The 14,414-nt window shown below is 48.9% G+C and carries 16 protein-coding genes, 1 tRNA gene and 1 pseudogene; 9 read left to right on the top strand and 9 right to left on the bottom strand.

Features of this window, described 5'->3' with window-relative positions:
* Positions 1–48: 48 nt before the first annotated feature.
* Genes AAZR23_RS13620 through hemW form a run of 3 tightly spaced genes read left to right on the top strand, consistent with a single transcriptional unit; the run spans position 49 to position 2,329 of the window.
* Positions 49–597 carry a YggT family protein gene (locus tag AAZR23_RS13620; RefSeq protein WP_046895179.1) on the top strand — a complete coding sequence of 183 codons (549 nt, stop codon included), beginning with the start codon at positions 49–51 and terminating at the stop codon, positions 595–597.
* A 12-nt stretch (positions 598–609) separates the two neighbouring features.
* Positions 610–1,206 (top strand): RdgB/HAM1 family non-canonical purine NTP pyrophosphatase, encoded by a 597-nt coding sequence (gene rdgB / locus AAZR23_RS13615; RefSeq protein WP_166707156.1) that lies wholly within the window; start codon positions 610–612, stop codon positions 1,204–1,206.
* The gene (gene hemW / locus AAZR23_RS13610) at positions 1,199–2,329 is read left to right on the top strand and encodes a radical SAM family heme chaperone HemW (protein WP_166707155.1); all 1,131 of its coding nucleotides are present in this window, start codon (positions 1,199–1,201) and stop codon (positions 2,327–2,329) included. Before rdgB ends, hemW begins: the two co-directional genes overlap by 8 nt.
* 57 nt (positions 2,330–2,386) lie before the next feature.
* On the opposite strand, the gene AAZR23_RS13605 is transcribed toward hemW, so the two are convergent.
* From AAZR23_RS13605 to trmB, 5 genes are all read right to left on the bottom strand, one after another.
* Positions 2,387–3,343 (bottom strand): siderophore ABC transporter substrate-binding protein, encoded by a 957-nt coding sequence (locus AAZR23_RS13605; RefSeq protein WP_166707154.1) that lies wholly within the window; start codon positions 3,341–3,343, stop codon positions 2,387–2,389.
* Between the two features lie 160 nt (positions 3,344–3,503).
* The gene (locus tag AAZR23_RS13600; RefSeq protein WP_054424802.1) at positions 3,504–4,232 is read right to left on the bottom strand and encodes a DUF2884 family protein; all 729 of its coding nucleotides are present in this window, start codon (positions 4,230–4,232) and stop codon (positions 3,504–3,506) included.
* A gap of 44 nt (positions 4,233–4,276) precedes the next feature.
* Positions 4,277–5,203, bottom strand: a complete 927-nt coding sequence (glsB, locus tag AAZR23_RS13595) for a glutaminase B (RefSeq protein WP_434693183.1) — start codon at positions 5,201–5,203, stop codon at positions 4,277–4,279.
* Positions 5,204–5,321: 118 nt separating this feature from the next.
* Complete coding sequence (locus tag AAZR23_RS13590) at positions 5,322–5,648, bottom strand: YggL family protein (protein ID WP_015422519.1); 327 nt, start codon at positions 5,646–5,648, stop codon at positions 5,322–5,324.
* Entirely contained in the window at positions 5,648–6,367 is a 720-nt protein-coding gene (gene trmB / locus AAZR23_RS13585; protein WP_112550321.1) for a tRNA (guanosine(46)-N7)-methyltransferase TrmB, read from the bottom strand. The genes AAZR23_RS13590 and trmB overlap by 1 nt, the downstream gene beginning before the upstream one ends.
* Before the next feature lie 228 nt (positions 6,368–6,595).
* On the opposite strand from trmB, the gene mutY reads away from it, so the two are divergent.
* The 4 genes from mutY to AAZR23_RS13565 all read left to right on the top strand — a co-directional run bounded on the left by mutY (position 6,596) and on the right by AAZR23_RS13565 (position 9,324).
* Positions 6,596–7,633: an A/G-specific adenine glycosylase gene (mutY, locus tag AAZR23_RS13580; RefSeq protein ID WP_264998112.1), complete on the top strand. Its 1,038-nt coding sequence runs from the start codon at positions 6,596–6,598 to the stop codon at positions 7,631–7,633.
* 24 nt (positions 7,634–7,657) lie between these two features.
* Complete coding sequence (locus AAZR23_RS13575) at positions 7,658–7,930, top strand: oxidative damage protection protein (RefSeq protein WP_046895172.1); 273 nt, start codon at positions 7,658–7,660, stop codon at positions 7,928–7,930.
* A gap of 67 nt (positions 7,931–7,997) precedes the next feature.
* Entirely contained in the window at positions 7,998–9,074 is a 1,077-nt protein-coding gene (gene mltC, locus AAZR23_RS13570) for a membrane-bound lytic murein transglycosylase MltC (protein WP_166707152.1), read from the top strand.
* 174 nt (positions 9,075–9,248) lie between these two features.
* Positions 9,249–9,324 (top strand) — tRNA-Phe (locus tag AAZR23_RS13565).
* Between the two features lie 156 nt (positions 9,325–9,480).
* Here AAZR23_RS13565 and AAZR23_RS13560 read toward each other — a convergent pair.
* The 4 genes and pseudogenes from AAZR23_RS13560 to AAZR23_RS13545 all read right to left on the bottom strand — a co-directional run.
* Positions 9,481–9,690 (bottom strand): annotated as a pseudogene (locus AAZR23_RS13560) (IS3 family transposase); the annotation flags it as partial.
* 52 nt (positions 9,691–9,742) lie between these two features.
* The gene (locus tag AAZR23_RS13555) at positions 9,743–10,075 is read right to left on the bottom strand and encodes a DMT family transporter (RefSeq protein WP_072125160.1); all 333 of its coding nucleotides are present in this window, start codon (positions 10,073–10,075) and stop codon (positions 9,743–9,745) included.
* An 85-nt stretch (positions 10,076–10,160) separates the two neighbouring features.
* On the bottom strand, positions 10,161–11,462 hold the full coding sequence (locus AAZR23_RS13550; RefSeq protein WP_166707151.1) for an HdeD family acid-resistance protein: 1,302 nt from the start codon (positions 11,460–11,462) through the stop codon (positions 10,161–10,163).
* A 27-nt stretch (positions 11,463–11,489) separates the two neighbouring features.
* Positions 11,490–12,764, bottom strand: coding sequence for an MASE1 domain-containing protein (locus AAZR23_RS13545; RefSeq protein ID WP_434693176.1), 1,275 nt, complete (start codon positions 12,762–12,764; stop codon positions 11,490–11,492).
* 647 nt (positions 12,765–13,411) lie between these two features.
* Between AAZR23_RS13545 and AAZR23_RS13540 the strand changes: the two genes are divergently transcribed.
* On the top strand, positions 13,412–13,816 hold the full coding sequence (locus AAZR23_RS13540; protein ID WP_218427585.1) for a DUF4878 domain-containing protein: 405 nt from the start codon (positions 13,412–13,414) through the stop codon (positions 13,814–13,816).
* Positions 13,816–14,379, top strand: coding sequence for a YiiX/YebB-like N1pC/P60 family cysteine hydrolase (locus AAZR23_RS13535; protein ID WP_434693173.1), 564 nt, complete (start codon positions 13,816–13,818; stop codon positions 14,377–14,379). Before AAZR23_RS13540 ends, AAZR23_RS13535 begins: the two co-directional genes overlap by 1 nt.
* Positions 14,380–14,414 lie beyond the last annotated feature (35 nt).

The following is a 14,414-nucleotide window of genomic DNA, read 5'->3' as shown; positions in this document are numbered from 1 at the left end:
TGCGTTATCACAAACCGGTTAATTTGTTTTCTGTTAAGGATTTCACCGATGCAAACACTGAATTTTGTTGTCACCACGCTCCTGCATGCCTATGCCACGATTTTACTGCTGCGTGTCTGGATGCAATGGGCGCGCGCGGACTTTTATAATCCGTTTGCCCAGTTTGTTGTGAAAGCCACACAGCCGGTTGTCCGTCCGCTGCGCCGTATTATTCCGGCTATCGGCCCGATTGATACGGCCTCGGTGCTGGTGGCCTATGTCGCTGTGCTGCTGAAACTGCTCTTTCCGTGGTTCCTGGCCGGTTTTCAGGGCCAGCTCGGCGGACTGATGCTGTTAGTTGCTTTCTTCAATCTTCTCTATCTTGCAGGGATGACAGTATTCTGGGTGATCCTCGCCCGCGCGCTGCTCAGCTGGTTCAGCCAGGGCCGCAACCCGGTGGATTATGTACTGATGCAGCTGACTGAGCCGCTGATGTCACCGTTCCGCCGTATCATTCCGCCGATGGGCGGCATTGATTTCTCTGCAATGATTGTTATTTTTATTCTTTATGCGCTGGGCTATCTCTATAACGATATTGTTCAGTGGATATTTTTATAATCAGGTTCAGATATGACCCGAAAAATTGTTTTAGCTACCGGTAATGCCGGAAAAGTCCGCGAAATGGCCTCACTGCTGGCCGATGCCGGTATGGATGTGGTGGCACAGACCGAACTGGGTGTCGGCTCCGTTGAAGAAACCGGCCTGACATTCGTCGAAAATGCCATTATCAAAGCGCGTCACGCGGCGAAAGTCACCGGTTTACCGGCCATTGCTGATGACTCCGGGATTTCCGTCGATTACCTCGGCGGCGCACCGGGGATCTACTCCGCCCGTTATGCCGGTACTGACGGTAACGACGGTGGCAATATCGTGAAACTGCTGGCTGCCCTTGACGGCGTTCCGGCGGAACAGCGTCAGGCGCACTTCAACTGCGTGCTGGTTTATATGCGTCACGAAAATGATCCGACGCCGATCATCTGCCACGGCCGCTGGGCCGGTGTGATCGCAGAGCAGGCTCAGGGTGACGGTGGCTTCGGTTATGATCCGGTCTTCTGGTTACCTGAACTGAATAAAACCGCCGCACAACTGCGCCCGGAAGAAAAACAGGCCATGTCTCACCGCGGCAAAGCGCTGGCACTGCTGTCGGAAGCCCTGCGTAATGGGTAAGCTTCCCCCGCTCAGTCTGTATATTCATATTCCGTGGTGTGTTCAGAAGTGCCCTTACTGTGATTTCAACTCTCACGCGCTGAAAGGTGAAGTGCCGCATGATGATTATGTGGCACATCTGCTGGCTGACCTGGATGCCGATCTGCCGCTGGTGGCCGGGCGGGAAATCCGCACTATCTTTATCGGCGGCGGCACCCCCAGCCTGCTGAGTGCGGAAGCCATGCAGACACTGATGGACGGTGTGCGTGCCCGTATCCCTGTCGCGGCAGATGCGGAAGTGACCATGGAGGCCAACCCCGGCACCGTGGAAGCCGATCGTTTCAGCGGCTACCAGAAAGCCGGTATCAACCGTATTTCCATTGGTGTGCAGAGCTTCGGCGATGACAAACTGATCCGCCTCGGGCGTATTCACGATGCCGGAGAAGCCAAACGGGCGGCACGACTGGCGGCCACACTCGGACTGCGCAGCTTTAACCTCGACCTGATGCACGGGCTGCCGGAACAGCATCTCGGCGAAGCACTCAGCGATTTGCGCCAGGCTATTGAACTCGCGCCGCCGCACCTTTCCTGGTATCAGCTGACGATTGAGCCGAACACCAGTTTTGGCTCCCGCCCGCCGGTACTGCCGGATGATGACCTGCTGTGGGATATTTTTTCTCAGGGTCATCAGTTACTGACACAGGCTGGTTATGTGCAATATGAAACCTCCGCGTATGCCAAACCGGGATTTCAGTGTCAGCATAACCTCAACTACTGGCGTTTCGGGGATTACCTCGGGATCGGCTGTGGTGCGCACGGCAAAATTTCATTTGCTGACGGCCGCATTCTGCGGACAGTCAAAACCAAACATCCGCGCGGATATATGGCCGGACGCTATCTTGATCAGCAAAATGAAGTGGCGGCAGAAGACCGGCCGTTTGAGTTCTTTATGAACCGGTTCCGGTTACTGGAAGCCATGCCGCGCTGTGATTTCACCGATTATACCGGTCTGCCGGAATCCGTGGTTCGCCCGCAGATTGAGGCGGCACTCAACGCCGGAGAGATTTCTGAAACCGAAACCCACTGGCAGATAACCGAACACGGTAAGTTATTCCTCAATACCCTGCTCGAACGGTTTTTATAAAACAAAAAACCCGGCCGCTTTCACGTCCGGGTTTTATTATTCAGATAAATCAGCTAATTACAGCGCGCTTTCCACGGCCTGAACCTGACGATTCAGACTGTCCAGCCCGCCGCCGGAGAGATACCAGAGATCCGGCTGTAACACGATGATTTTGTCATTTTTAAAGGCATTGGTCTTTTTCACGCCATCGGTTTCAAATGCCGCTTTATCCCACTGTCCTGCGCCGATCGCCGCACTGCGGTCAATGACCAGAATCACGTCCGGATTCAGCTCTGCCACCATTTCCGGTGTTACCAGCGGACGCTTGCCTTTCTCTGCATTCGGCTCAACCGGCACATCAACAGATGCCGCTTTTACGACCTGATAAACAACCGGCTGTTTATTCGGGAATAATTTACCGTCATTGTGCAGCATCACCAGCACTTTTTTACCGGATTTTGCCGCTTTTTCCTGAGCCTGAGCGATGGTTTTATTCAGCGTGGCCAGTTCTTCTGCGGCTTTCTTCTCAATATCATAAAGCTGACCGATCAGAGTAATATTGGCCTCTGCCGCTGCCAGATAATCATCACCACCGGTGCCGAGGTTGACTGTCGGTGCGATTTTGTTCAGTTCATCAAATGATTTACCCTGACGGCCGGTGATCACAATCAGATCCGGTTTCAGTTCCGCAATTTTTGCCAGATCCGGGGTTTTCATTCCGCCCGCATCAGCAACTTTGCTGTCCACCTGCCCTTTCAGGTATGACGGCAGATTACCCAGCGGCAGTGCGACAACATTATCAGCCAGTCCCAGTTTATTCATGGTGTCGTACACACCAAAATCAAACAGCACCACGCGCGATGGCTTTTGTGCCACTTTTGCGGAGCCGGACTGATGTTCGATGGTCAGTTGCGGGCTTTTATCCGCCGCAACGGCAATATGATTCGGGGTATATTTCGGCGCGGAGTCAGCCAGCGCGGAAGCGGAGGCAAAGCCTAAAAACGGAATTAACACTAACGGAATGATCTTTTTCATGTTCCTGCCTGATTAAATGCGTTTAACGTCGCAGTTCATTCTAGGCAGAAGCGGAAACAAGTCAATCAAATAAGAATCATTATCATAACAATTACTATTTATTTGAACCTGATCGGCTAAAAAAACAGTTACCGGCACATAATGTACCGGTAACCTTATATTACTTAAGGGAATTAACCAGCTGAATACGCTGCTGTTCCAGCGTCGTCACTTTACCGCATACCTGTTTGCTGAACTGTTTAAAATCATCTTCCTGTTCACGCACTGCCTGCTGTAAGGATTTCTGTAATCCGTCCAGCCCGCTCAGTGCCGCACCGGCAGCGCTTTTATCGCCGGTCAGCCCGGCAAGCAGTTGTTTACGGCCGATTTCATTAATCGCATCCTGGAGCATACCACCGAGACGCTGCTGAATTTGCGCACGTCCGTCCTGCTCCACCTGTTTAATCGCCTGATGATGGAATGCGTAACCATCCGGGCGGGTTTCAATAATCCGGTCAACCTGTTTATTCAGATCTGCTTCCAGGGTTGTCAGATGGCCGCGCAGTTTGCTGTCCTGCCCCATTTCTTTGATCAGCACTTTGTCCACCGCCTGACGGGATTTACCGATCCGGTTCACCGCCTGCTGTTTAATCCACGGCACATCCTGACGCACACCCGACTGATAGCGTTTTGCATCCGCACTTTGTGCGGCGCTGAGTGTCAGGGATTTACCGTCGCGGGTGATCTGCCCGTCAGGGGTGATCTTCATGTCCCCGCTTTTTCCGATCACCTGCACATAGGCCGGTGTGATAACCAAATCATCCTGCGGGGTGACACTGCACTGATAACCTTCCGCAGATGCCAGCGATGCGGCACCCAGACTCAGAACGGCAATCCATTTACGTAACATAAACACTCCTGATTCTCAGACAGAGGGCGCTGAACCCGGCGGGTTCAGAAAATAGAACGCCCGATTTTTGCAGATAACATTTCTAAGGCAGCGCAACCGGCCAAAGAGTTCCCTGAATCATCCAGTTCCGGTGACCAGACCACCACAGAGAACTCACCAGGCACCACACAGACGATCCCGCCGCCGACCCCGGATTTGCCGGGCATACCTATCCGGTAAGCAAACTCTCCCGAGCCGTCGTACATACCGCAGGTCAGCATCAGGGCGTTTATCTGCCGTGACTGTAACGGCGTGATCACCGGCTCGCGGCCGCCCAGCGGCACACCGCCGTTGGCCAGATAAGCAAAACAGGTTGCCAGTTCAGCACAGTTCATTGAGAGTGCGCAATAGTGAAAATAGTTCTCCAGCACAGTCAGTACATTATTCTCAAAATTGCCGAAGGATTTCATCAGAAAAGCGATAGCCGCATTGCGGCTGCCGTGCTCCAGTTCAGAGCGTGCCACCTGCAAATCATAGGTAATATCATGACTGCCGGTCAGTTTACGGACAAACTCCAGCATCCGCTGGCGCGGCGCGCTGAGGCGTGACTGCAGCATATCCGCGATAATAATCGCCCCTGCATTAATAAAGGGATTACGCGGAATGCCTTTTTCCATCTCCAGTAAAACCAGCGAGTTAAACGGCAGGCCGGACGGCTCTTTTCCGACCCGCGACCAAATCTCGGATTCTTTATAACGCGTCATCGCGAGTGTCAGACTAAGCACTTTGGAAATGGACTGCACTGAAAAGCGCTGATACGCATCGCCGGCGGAAAAAATCTCCCCGTCCACGGTACAAACCGCTATTCCCAGCCGGTCCGGAGAGACTTCTGCCAGCGCCGGAATATAATCCGCCACTTTACCGGAGCCAATCAGCGGCCGGACACGGTGTAAGATATCGTCCAGCAGTTCATTACTAAAGTGTGTGGTCAACGTTGTTACTCCAAAACGTTACTCCAAAACACGACGCCCGGAAACCCGGATGCCGGAGAGAGATAAGGGCACCTGAACGGGTGCCCTTATTAATAATTAGCGTGGTAAATAATTAATCTCAGTCCCACCAGATGTCGAACAGTTCAGACATCTGAATGTTCTGCATTCCTTTGGCTTTCAGCCAGTCACCCACCAGCTTGCGGTGCTCATCGGTACATTCACCGATTTTCTGTAAGCAGACCATCGCTTCCCAGCTCAGGTAACCGCTGGCATCAAGCGCCAGGCCGTTCGGCTCAATCACTTCCTCAACCAGCTGATCAACCGTGCGGTCAATAGTGTCCACATCAGTGCCTTCCGGGAAATCCCATTTGAAGGAAAAACCGAGTTCGCGGAACTCATCAATACGCATTTTTTTCCGTAAACGACGACTACGTTGTGTTGCCATTATTCCATCCTCTCAAACATCAGATCCCAGACGCCATGGCCTAAGCGATGGCCGCGTTTTTCAAACTTCGTGACCGGCCGGGTATCCGGACGCGGTACATAATCCTGTGTGGCTGACAGATTACGGTAACCCGGCGCCTGAGTCATTACCTCAAGCATGTGCTCCGCATACGGCTGCCAGTCTGTCGCCATATGGAAGATACCGCCCTGCGCCAGTTTTGTCCGTAATTTTTCCGCAAACGGCAGCTGAACAATACGCCGCTTATTGTGACGGGCCTTATGCCACGGATCGGGGAAAAACAGCTGCACCATATGCAGGCTGTTATCTGGGATCATTTTATCCAGCACTTCGATGGCATCATGGCACATGACCCGAAGATTCGTCACCCCGGCCTCCTGTGCATCTGCCAGACAGGCGCCGACACCCGGGGCATGAACTTCAATTCCCAGATAATTTTTATCCGGATTCTGTTTTGCCATCTCCACCAGGGAGGTGCCCATGCCGAAGCCGATTTCCAGTGTGACCGGCGCATCACGCCCGAACAGCGCGGTAAAATCCAGCCGTTCCGGGATAAAATCCACACCCGCTGACGGCCACAGGTCAGTCAGGGCATCTTCCTGACGTTTGGTCAGCCGTCCCTGACGCCGCACAAAACTGCGGACGCGGCGCATGGCTCTGCCGTCTTCATTAAATTCCGGCGAAATTACATTGTTGATCATAAGGTTTGCTGTCAGTATCCCGGCAAAAATAAATCATAATGTGTCCGGCACAACGGGCTGCGCTGCGCTGACACACGCAAAGTGCGGCAAGTTTAGCAAGAGACAACCGACTTCGCACCGGTTAATCATCCCCTTTCGCACAATTTCAGGTAAAAGTTGGTTTACAGTCGCAAAACAGTGTGCTGGAATTCCCGTCAATTAAAACTATTCAATTATTATTTTATTCTCATGGAAGCACAGCAATTTTCGCAATCCGTTCTGACGTGGTATCACCGTTACGGCAGAAAAAACCTTCCCTGGCAGCAGGAGAAAACGCCTTACCATGTCTGGCTCTCTGAAGTGATGTTGCAGCAGACTCAGGTGGCAACGGTTATTCCTTATTTTAACCGCTTCATTGAACGGTTTCCGGCCGTGACCGATCTGGCCGCCGCGCCGCTGGATGAAGTCCTGCATTTATGGACCGGGCTCGGCTATTACGCCCGCGCCCGCAATCTGCACAAAGCAGCGCAGACAATTGCCTCTGAGTTTGGCGGACAGTTTCCGGTCACGTTTGAGGATGTGGTTGCCCTGCCCGGTGTCGGACGTTCAACCGCAGGTGCAATTCTGTCACTTTCTCAGAATCAGCATTTCCCGATTCTGGACGGCAATGTCAAACGGGTGCTGGCACGCTGTTACGCAATCAGCGGCTGGCCGGGTAAAAAAGAGGTGGAAAACCGCCTCTGGAAAATTGCGGAAGAAGTCACCCCCGCAGACGGCGTACAGTATTTTAATCAGGCGATGATGGATCTGGGGGCGATGGTCTGCACGCGCAGCAAACCCAAGTGTGATTTGTGTCCGCTGCAATCCGGCTGTATTGCGTATGCAGAACACAATCCGTCAGCCTATCCCGGCAAAAAACCGAAACAATCCATTCCGGAAAAAACAGCTTACTTTCTTATCATTCAGCATGATAATGAAATCTGGCTGGAAAAACGACCGGCGAAAGGGATCTGGGGCGGATTGTACAGTTTTCCGCAGTTTGAAACGGAAGATGCGATGCACAACTGGCTGGCACAACGCCGTATCAGTCACTCCCCCTTACAGCAGCTGATTGCCTTCCGTCACACATTCAGCCATTTTCATCTGGATATTGTGCCCGTGGCTGCAAACGTCACTGATCGCACAGCAGTCCATGACGACAGCGACGGGATTTGGTATAACAGCCAAAATCCGCCGGCGATCGGCCTGGCCGCCCCGGTGGAAACCTTGCTTAAGCAAATCGGGTAAAGCCCCTATTTTTGAGGATGTTACATGAGCAGAACAATTTTTTGTACCTTTCTTCAGCGTGATGCCGACGGCCAGGATTTTCAGCTTTATCCGGGTGAATTAGGCAAACGTATTTTTAATGAAATTTCCAAAGAAGCCTGGCAGCAGTGGATGTCCAAGCAGACCATGCTGATCAACGAGAAAAAACTCAGCACCATGAACCCGGATGATCGCAAACTGCTCGAACAGGAGATGATAAAATTCCTGTTTGAAGGCCACGATATCCATATTGAAGGCTATACTCCGCCTGAAAAATAATCCTGTCATCAGAGCCTTTTTCCGGCTCTGATGTTGTATCTGTTCCCGGCTGCCCGTATTTATACCCATGAAAAAACTTGCTGCACTGATCATTATTGCGCCGCTGCTGGTTTCCTGCAGCGGTTCACAGAAACAGACGGATTACCGTCTTGAATATGTTAAGGATACCAACGGATTTGATATTCTGATGGGCCAGTTTGCCCATAACATTGAAAATATCTGGGGTATGAAAGAGGTTCTGATCGCCGGTCCGAAAGATTACGTCAAATATACCGATCAGTACTACACCCGCTCCCATATCAACTTTGACGCCGGTACCGTTACGATTGAAACTCTGGCAGGTGTTGAACCGGAAGCTCATCTGCGTCAGGCGATTATCAATACTCTGCTGATGGGGGAAGATCCGGGGTCGGTTGACCTCTATTCAGATGCCAACGATGTCACCATCAGTAAAGAGCCGTTCCTGTTCGGTCAGGTACTGGATAATACCGGGCAGCCGATCCGCTGGGAATGGCGCGCCACCAAATTTGCGGATTACCTCGTCACCAACCGTCTGCAGCGCCGCCAGTCCGGCTCACAGATGATTACCTATATCACGCTGAAACTGGTGCCGAACCACCTGGATCAGCGCGCTCATAAATATCTGCCGCTTATCCGTCAGGCATCGGCCAAATACGGCGTGGAAGAGTCGCTGATCCTCGCGATTATGCAGACAGAATCCAGCTTTAACCCGTATGCGGTCAGCCGCTCAGATGCACTGGGGCTGATGCAGATTATGCCGAACACTGCCGGGCGGGATGTGTTTAAATCACAGGGCCGTTCCGGTGTGCCAAGCCGCAGCTATCTGTTTGACCCGGCCAGTAATATCGACACCGGGACCGCATACCTGGCGATTCTGCAGAATACGTATCTCGGTGAGATCAGCAACCCGACCTCACGACGCTATGCGGTTATTACGGCCTATAACGGTGGTGCGGGCAGCGTACTGCGTGTCTTCCACAGTGATAAGAAACAGGCCGCCCGCATTATCAGCGGTATGGAACCGGGTAAGGTATATGAAACCCTGACGACGAAACACCCGTCCGGAGAATCCCGTAATTACCTGCGTAAAGTCAACGACCTGCAAAAAGGCTACCGCCGTTAAGTTTTCCGGCGGACAGCATCTGCAATTGTCCGCCGGTAATTTTACGTGTTATGACGTAAAAACGGATATCACTGATTAAAATTTCAGTAAATTGCAGAAAAAACCGGCACTTGATTAAATTTGAGGGAAATAATATTGACGCCCTGAACGGAATCGGGTTTAATACGCCTCGTTGCCCGGATAGCTCAGTCGGTAGAGCAGGGGATTGAAAATCCCCGTGTCCTTGGTTCGATTCCGAGTCCGGGCACCACTATTTAAAGAAACCAGCCTTCGGGCTGGTTTTTTGCTTTCCGGGGTTCCGGCAGAAGATATCTGATCATTCTGACCACAAATGTTGCTGCTTTACCTCCTGATTCCCACCCGGACATCTGCCTTTAGCGACGCTCTGCTCTTCCGGTCACTGTGCCAACCAGTAAATACGGTGGATACTTTTGTAATTCAGCGGATATCCCTGCCGCCGCAGAACCCGGAAAAGTTTCGGAAAACCCTATCGCGGATACCGCTCTGTCACCGCCTGCAACACAACAATAACGGGTTCATCACACGTGGTATCCGGATGATAGTGATAAACTATTCTGCTCAGATTCAGATGCCGGCAAACCTGACGGTACTGAAGAGGTCAATATCGGATAATGACAGACAGCCCTGTAATTCAGGGCTACCAGAACTCAATGAGTAATCGATTTAGAGAATAACTGGATAATAATAATGCCCAGTGCAATACATCCCAGACCAATTAATGCCGGAAAATCAAGTTTTTGTTTATAAATAAAAAATGACAGGGCTGAAACAAGAAATATCCCTGCCCCGGCCCATATCGCATAGGCGATACCAATATTCATACTTTTGACAACTTGAGATAAGCCATAAAAAGAAATAGCATACCCGATAATTACAATAATACTGGGTACTAACTTTGTGAATCCATGAGACGCCTTCATCATGGTTGTCGCTGTTGTTTCAGCGATGATAGACACCATTAAGATTGCGTATACTTTCAGCATAAAAACCTCTTTAACTTATCCGGCAAATATCTCAGAAAATGACTCTTCCGCTCGTTTCTTTGGATTTTAATTACTATTAAACTCAACGCCTTAGCAAGCGTTTATACCAGGGAACCGGAACCGGATGTACAATAGCACGTAAAGCACGTGCATAATCCATAATTAATCCGGGGGTCCATGCCATCATCAGAGCACGCCGGCGAATTTGAGCGGCAATCCACAACTCCGGCATACAAAGTACATTTAAAACGCCCATAAAATAACTTCTTTTTTGCATGGACAAAACGCCATCTAATGCGGCTTCCAGCGCATATGCAACACTACTGGAACAGTTCTGGTATGTCAGGTTATAAACAGGATGCCGGCGATATTTTTCCCAGAAATTCAGCAAAGAAGCATGATTATAAATATTAAAAACAATCTGTCTGTCAGATTCACACCACTCGGATGCTTCAGTTTGATAATCGGGTAAAAACCTTCCGGGAACATTATTATCAGCAGTTGCTTTTAATAACCTGAAAAATTCTGACGGAGAACGATCAATATCTTCTTCCGGGTATAAACTGATATAGAGATGCGGACGGAGCTCCAGAGATGCATGCCCTGTAGAGATAACCCCTTCGGAATCAACCGCCGCAATATAACGGTTAATAATCGGACGTGGCACAGGACGCTGGTTTGCGGAGCCTTCGGGTGTCCAGATATGAACAGTTAAAACAGCACCTTGCTCTGCTGTTGCATTTAAAGACGGTAATTGTGCCGTATCCGTTATTGGCAGAGCTATCCCTTTCTTCTTAAATGATACCGGTGAAGGCCTCATCAATTCAAATACGGATGTTCCCCGCTGAATATGACGAGCCCGGAATGCTATCTTCAGGCATCCAAAACCACTCCCTATCATTAAAAATCCGATAAAAAAGGAAATGGTCGCCTGGTGATGGGTAAACAGAAAAAAGGCAAACAGGATTTCTGTTCCCCCCCACAACAGGATTAATTTCCATCCCGGAAAACGAATAATCCAGGCTGATGCAACAACAAATAACCCGGTAACGAAAAAAATAAAACCAAACATTGCCGATAGTAATACATTACTATATGTCTGATTAATTAAGATAACCAATGCACAGAATAAAAACAGACCGCCTTTAAAGAAAAGTATCGTTTTTTGTGTCCCTATACTGCCTGAAGCGACACATAATGTAATCAGACTTTCAAGTAATAATAAAAAGCCAAACAAATGTATCGGAAAAAAAAGAATACCATCAAGACCATCAATAAAAATAAATATACCCATCAAACCCCAGAGGAGGCCCAGCCCCCAGAGGTAATGAGCTTTCCCTCTGATAAATTCGGCACCGAAGAGTAATAATGTAATCTGTAGCATTACCTATCCTTTATTACCATATCAATATCAGGAAATTTCACCTAAAACAAACCAGTTCCCGACAATCGTTACCGGATCATTATTACTGAAAATAACACTCCCGCGATCTTCTATATTCCACCAACGGCCTTCCTTATCTTTTATACTAAAGGTTATCCCCGGAAGCGTGGTATTTGCCTGCTTTTGTTCCCAATGCCGAGCGAGCTTTTCACGATCGTCAGGATGAACAGATGCCATAATCTGCTTTACACCAGAAAGAGATGTGAAATCAGTGTGTTGAAATAAATCATCTGTGTTTCCCCATTCAATAACACCATTATCCAGATTAAGTTGATATACCAAATGCTGCGGTTTATAAACCCCTTGAGTGTTATCAATTCGATGAGTACTTCGGGTCACAACCCGTAAAAAAACCATTAATAACGATATTAATGTCAAATATCCCTGTATCAGCCACAGTGATTCATGACGAAACAAACCATGAAGATAAAAAGGTCCCTGCTTGCTGCGGGTGTAATAGATTGTAATCGTCGCAAGTATTAACAATGCTATTGATCCCCCCCGGTTTCCCCACAGTACAGACAGCATAACAGCAAATAAAACCGGAATGCAGAGTAACGATAGTTTGGCAATATTGCGTTGCTGATGAAAATAGGAGTGGTATATCTGTATTGCAGTGTCATTGAATATCAATATAGTGCTGGTAATAAGAAGAAATAAAATAGCACCGCCCCAAATCATATTAACTTTAAGGGAGGGAGCCATCCATTTGAAACGGGCATTAATTAACCCCATAATTACCGTTGTTGCAAAGATATTACCGGTAATATCAGCAATAAATCCATCCCAGAATATATCTTTAAGTGATGTGTTATCAAACCAATACATATGGACAGAAAATAAAACCGCATCAGCAAAGCTGACAATTATTGTTGCTGATAGCCATAACAATATTATTTGCAGGTCATCTCCCTTCCGGGCATACCTGCGGACAATCCAGGCAATAACAATACAAGAAAGTACAGCCAGAACAGCGTATATAAATGAAAGAGTAAACTCCTCACTATCAAAGCCATTTAGTACCATGTTTAACACGATGAAGCCAATTAGCAGCAGCAGCCATTGGCGTTTGTGCATACATAAAAAAGCGGTTGTTGCGACTCCGGCAGGAAACCAGACAACAGAGATATCAGAATTTTCAGGTGTAAGTATTTCAGAGATTTCACCTGTCCCGTAATAAAGTAATAACCATCCTATTATTACGACTAATGTGGTTTTGTTTGATAACAAGGATGTTTTCATGGTTTATTTTAGATTCTGCATCAGAATGATATGTCTGACCTTATCTTTACATAAGAAGATCAGTATTATTTTCCTGTCCGGAAAATATCAAAATTGTACCTTTAAGTATAGTCATGATACTGAATTTATCTCATTTTCAGTTTTCCGCAGTGGAGCATCCCCCGGTTTCGATATCCCCCGGTCTTTATCATCATCCGCAGTCTGATCTTGCTATTCAGCACCTCTGCATTACCATTCGGGACCCGGGTTACCAGAAAATACTCTCCTTATTGATAACCTTAAAAACAGGAAGTGCAGATTTATTAAATCCCTCTCATGGTTATAATATCCCCATTAAACAACGCATTTATTTCAGAGAAATACAAAACCAAACAGTCTCTGGTTTTATATTAAAGATACACAGCAAATCACATTAACATATCTAATGTACCAACACTCAGTCACGCATTAAATGATGATCTTTCCTGCTCAATCCATTGAATTATTTCACTAAAAATCAACAAAAACAATATTATGGAAATGCCATTTTTCCCTGAATCCGGTACCGGCGCTATATACAGGATTGCCAAGCCGCCGGATGTCCGTATACTTCCGGTATTCTCATCAGAAAATAATAAAAACCACTGTTATCTCTTAAAGGAAAAACTATGTTTAAAAAAATCGCCCTCTCCCTGATGCTGCTGGCCGGCAGCATGATGCTCACCGCCTGCGGCAGTGATTCCCCGGAAGATGTTGTTAAACAGTTCTACAGTGCCGTCGAGAAAAAAGATGCGGATAAAGCCTATGATCTGCTCGCTATCCCGGAAAAAGATAAACAAAAAAACGAGATGGAAATAAAAGGGAAAGTGCAGATGATTGTCGGCGATATGGCGCGCCGTATTGAAGGTAACGGTGGTGTGGAAAGCACCGAAGTGAAATCCGTGGATATTGATGAAAGCAAAAAACGTGCAACCGTGATCCTGACAGTCAATTTCAAAGACGGTAAACAGAAAGATGAGCGTTTCCTGCTGACACAGGAAGACGGCGGCGACTGGAAAATTATCCTGCGCTGATGAAAACCACACTCCGCGCCGGGCTGCTGTTTCCGGCGCTGCTGATGACCGCACTGCCGTTATCTGCGGCAGTGCCCCCGCTCGGTATTCAGAGCGGTGACCTGATTTTCCGTGACGGCGGCGAAGCCATCAGTGAGATTGTCAGAAGTATTGACAGCAGCGGATTCAGCCATGTCGGTGTTGTTGATATCACACCGGAAGGCACCTATGTGATCCATGCCACGCCACAGGAGCACCCCGGCGGTATCAGCGGTGTGAATCGTGACCCGCTTGGTTTCTTTATTCAGCATGCCAAAAACGGACAGGTGACCTGGTATGCCGTACAGGCAGACAGTGAAAACCACCGGCGCGCACGTGATTATGCTCTTGCGCGTCTGGGCACCCCTTTCAGTATCAACCCGCAGGACGGTTTGTACTGCACGCAACTGGCGGCAGACGCCTGGCAGGCAACCGGAGTCACCATCATCACCGGAAAAACCCGTCTGAGTTTACCGCTGGCGGAAGAACCGCTAATCTTACCGGAAAATATGACCCGCTCGCCGCAACTTCGCCGTATTCCGTAATACGGGCCTCTGTCCGGCAGCAACTGCAATACAGG

Source organism: Morganella sp. Je.2.23, assembly GCF_051129855.1.
GTDB classification, from domain to species: domain Bacteria; phylum Pseudomonadota; class Gammaproteobacteria; order Enterobacterales; family Enterobacteriaceae; genus Morganella; species Morganella sibonii.
This window is presented reverse-complemented; position numbering and strand designations above follow the sequence as displayed.

Bases quoted from the DNA above. Each gene is read 5' to 3' on its own strand.
- mutY (WP_264998112.1), top strand. From the start codon at position 6,596: ATGGAAGCACAGCAATTTTCGCAATCCGTTCTGACGTGGTATCACCGT.
- AAZR23_RS13600 (WP_054424802.1), bottom strand. From the start codon at position 4,232: ATGTTACGTAAATGGATTGCCGTTCTGAGTCTGGGTGCCGCATCGCTG.
- AAZR23_RS13535 (WP_434693173.1), top strand. From the start codon at position 13,816: ATGAAAACCACACTCCGCGCCGGGCTGCTGTTTCCGGCGCTGCTGATG.
- hemW (WP_166707155.1), top strand. From the start codon at position 1,199: ATGGGTAAGCTTCCCCCGCTCAGTCTGTATATTCATATTCCGTGGTGT.
- AAZR23_RS13605 (WP_166707154.1), bottom strand. From the start codon at position 3,343: ATGAAAAAGATCATTCCGTTAGTGTTAATTCCGTTTTTAGGCTTTGCC.
- AAZR23_RS13540 (WP_218427585.1), top strand. From the start codon at position 13,412: ATGTTTAAAAAAATCGCCCTCTCCCTGATGCTGCTGGCCGGCAGCATG.
- AAZR23_RS13545 (WP_434693176.1), bottom strand. From the start codon at position 12,764: ATGAAAACATCCTTGTTATCAAACAAAACCACATTAGTCGTAATAATA.
- mltC (WP_166707152.1), top strand. From the start codon at position 7,998: ATGAAAAAACTTGCTGCACTGATCATTATTGCGCCGCTGCTGGTTTCC.
- AAZR23_RS13590 (WP_015422519.1), bottom strand. From the start codon at position 5,648: ATGGCAACACAACGTAGTCGTCGTTTACGGAAAAAAATGCGTATTGAT.
- AAZR23_RS13620 (WP_046895179.1), top strand. From the start codon at position 49: ATGCAAACACTGAATTTTGTTGTCACCACGCTCCTGCATGCCTATGCC.
- AAZR23_RS13575 (WP_046895172.1), top strand. From the start codon at position 7,658: ATGAGCAGAACAATTTTTTGTACCTTTCTTCAGCGTGATGCCGACGGC.
- rdgB (WP_166707156.1), top strand. From the start codon at position 610: ATGACCCGAAAAATTGTTTTAGCTACCGGTAATGCCGGAAAAGTCCGC.
- trmB (WP_112550321.1), bottom strand. From the start codon at position 6,367: ATGATCAACAATGTAATTTCGCCGGAATTTAATGAAGACGGCAGAGCC.
- AAZR23_RS13550 (WP_166707151.1), bottom strand. From the start codon at position 11,462: ATGCTACAGATTACATTATTACTCTTCGGTGCCGAATTTATCAGAGGG.